We start from the raw sequence: 3,027 nt of genomic DNA on the forward strand, positions 1-3,027 counted from the left end.
CTCGGCATCGAGCTCGGCCACTTCATCAAGGAACAGCGTGCCGCCGTTCGCCTGCTCGATCAGTCCGGGCTGCACGCCGTTCGCATCCTCGCTGCCGAACAGCGCCGCGGCGAGATGGTCGCGCGGGATGCCGCCGGCCGCGACCGCGACGAACGGTCCGCCCTGGCGTTGCGAGCGCGCATGCAGCCAGCGCGCGAGCGATTCCTTGCCCGTGCCGGCGTCGCCCTGAATCAGGATCGAGGTGTCGTGCTGGGCCAGCTTGTCGAGCTGCGTGCGCAATGCGCTCATCGCCTTCGACGCGCCGATCGGCTCCAGCGGCAGGGCGAGTTGCTCGCGCAGGCCCTCGTTTTCGCGCTTGAGCCGGCTCGCCTCGCGCGCGCGATCGATCGTCAGCAGGAGCTTGGCCAGCGAAATAGGTTTCTCGACGAAATCGTAGGCACCCAGGCGTGTCGCCTCGACTGCGGTCTCGACCGTGCCGTGGCCGCTCATCATGATCACCGGCGTGGTCAACGCACCGGCTTGCGACCACTCGCGCAAGAGGCTGATGCCGTCGGTCTCGGGCATCCAGATATCGAGCAGGATCACGTCGGGCCGGCCCTGCGTACGCGCCTCGCGCGCCGCCGCGGCGTTGGCCGCGAGCGCGACCTGGTAACCCTCGTCCTCGAGGATTTCCTTCACCGTCGTGCGGATGTCGGGTTCGTCGTCGACGACGAGGATGCGGCCGGAAGCCATGCTGGGACCTGAGCCTGTTGCGAAAATGCGACGCCAAGCATAACGGCAAAACTGCGCCCGGTACCAGAGCATTGGCCAGGCCAAGAAACCCTTTCAAAACAGATGCGCCTCCGGGGGCGGCGTATTTATGTTTTTTTTTACGATCAATTCGGACTTAGACTACGCCGTCCTCAACCTTGGGAGAGCAAGGCCTGGGCATTCACGCGATGCGATTGAACTGTGTCCACTCACCGGGAGGGCTTTCATGTCTTTTTTTCCAAAGAGAACCGTTTGGCGTCCGCTTGCATTGTCCATCGCCGTTGCCGCGCTTGGCAGCGCGCAAGCTCCACCTGCATTGGCTGACCAGCCACAAGACAACGGTTCCGCCGAAGTATCCGCCGCACAGCACGGCGAATTGCACTCGCTGCGCGGCGCGATGCCGCGACCGGATGACTTTTCCAAGAGTCCGCGTGAGCACAAGCAACATCCTCTGCCCTGGGTCGACGGACCGGGCCAGCCGAATGATCCGGTCGTGCAGACTTCGGCCGGCCCTGCCGCGCCGACGTTCGGATCGGGCGTCGACGGCGTCGGCAACGGTTTCAGCGGCCCACAGGGCACGTTCACCGTCGACAGTGCACCGCCGGACACCAACGGTGCGGTCGGCGCGACCCAGTACGTGCAGATCGTCAACTCCGGCTTCGCCGTGTTCGACAAGACCAGCAAATCCGCCGTCTACGGACCGGTGCCGACCAATACGTTGTGGCAGGGCTTTGGCGGCCCATGCCAGAGCGACAATGATGGCGACGCTACCGTGGTTTACGACAAGGCCGCAGGCCGCTGGGTGATTTCGCAGTTTGCGGTGACTGCCGCGCCATACTACGAATGCGTCGCCGTGTCGAAGACCGCGGACGCGACCGGCGGCTACTGGTTGTACGCGTTCCCCTACGGCAGCGTCTTCCCCGACTACCCGAAGATGGGCGTATGGCCCGATGCGTACTACGAGACGTTCAACATGTTCAATGGAAACACCTTCGCTGGCGCGAAGCTGTGTGCCTACGACCGCAACTCGATGTTGAACGGACTGCCGGCGACGCAGCAGTGTTTCCAGTTGTCGAGCAGCTACGGCGGCGTGCTGCCGGCCGATATGGACGGCTCGACTGCACCGCCCGCCGGCGCGCCGAACTACCTGTTCAACTTCGGCACGGGCAAGCTCAACGAGTGGAAGTTCCATATCGACTGGAACGTGCCGGGCAACACCAAGCTCACCGGACCGGTAAGCATCCCGGTCGCCGCGTTCAGCGCAGCGTGCAGCGGCGGCACCTGCATCCCGCAATCCGGCACGTCGCAGAAACTCGACTCGCTCGCCGATCGCCTGATGTTCCGCGTCGGCTATCGCAACTTCACGGACCACGAATCGCTGGTGATCACGCATTCGGTCACGGCGGGGAACAAGAGGACATCGCCGTCGGGAGTGCGCTGGTACGAGATCCGCAGCCCCGGCGCCGCCGCGCCGACGGTATATCAGCAATCGACCTACGCACCGGATTCGAGCTATCGCTGGATGGGTTCGCTGGCAATGGACAAGCAAGGCAACATCGCGCTTGGCTACAGCGTCTCGAGCAGCACCATGCATCCGGCGATCCGCTATACCGGACGCCTCGCCGGCGACACCCTGAACACGATGCAGTCGGAAACCAGCATCGTTGCGGGCACCGGCTCGCAGAGCGGCAGCAATCTTTCGCGCTGGGGCGACTACAGCGCCATGACGATCGATCCCAGCGACGACTGCACGTTCTGGTATACCAACGAGTACCTCAAGACCACAGGCGCGTTCAACTGGAGCACGCGCATCGCCTCGCTCAAGTTCGCCGGCTGCCAATAAGCCGACAGTCCCGACACACCGTCGCGCAATCGCGCGGTGGTGTGTGCCTGTTTGGTTCCGCTGTCGATGCAATGCGCAGGATGCCGCAAAGACCCGCGCCCGGAACGGCAAATCGCCCGGCAAAACTGCGCAGGTTCTGCACGATGTCTTCAAGTTTGCTTAACCGCGCCCACCTATAATCGCGGCCAAGTCGATCCCATCGCCTCGGCTGTCGAGCAATTCCCCGCATGTCTGTGCAAAACGGGCCGGCCCGGCCCCAGGTTCCGCTGGTCATCCGTTTCGGCCGTCTTGGCGACATGCTGTTGCAGGAGCCGCTGTTCCATCTGCTGCATCACCGCTACGGCTGCCCCTGCCGTGTTCTCGCCCGCGGTTCGTGGACCGGCGAGCTCTACCGCGGCCATCCCGACGTCGGCGAGATCTGGGAGCTCGCCAAT

2 protein-coding genes and 1 pseudogene are annotated in these 3,027 nt (G+C 64.0%); 2 read left to right on the top strand and 1 reads right to left on the bottom strand.

What is annotated here, in order from left to right:
- On the bottom strand, positions 1–732 hold a 732-nt coding region (locus tag VF497_RS02030; RefSeq protein ID WP_330885746.1), incomplete at its 3' end, for a sigma-54-dependent transcriptional regulator.
- 244 nt (positions 733–976) lie between these two features.
- On the opposite strand from VF497_RS02030, the gene VF497_RS02035 reads away from it, so the two are divergent.
- On the top strand, positions 977–2,593 hold the full coding sequence (locus tag VF497_RS02035) for a hypothetical protein (protein ID WP_330885748.1): 1,617 nt from the start codon (positions 977–979) through the stop codon (positions 2,591–2,593).
- A 227-nt stretch (positions 2,594–2,820) separates the two neighbouring features.
- Positions 2,821–3,027 (top strand): annotated as a pseudogene (locus tag VF497_RS02040) (hypothetical protein); the annotation flags it as partial.

The sequence above is a fragment of the Rudaea sp. genome, assembly GCF_036383415.1.
Classification (GTDB): Bacteria; Pseudomonadota; Gammaproteobacteria; order Xanthomonadales; family Rhodanobacteraceae; genus Rudaea.

Bases quoted from the DNA above. Each gene is read 5' to 3' on its own strand.
- VF497_RS02035 (WP_330885748.1), top strand. From the start codon at position 977: ATGTCTTTTTTTCCAAAGAGAACCGTTTGGCGTCCGCTTGCATTGTCC.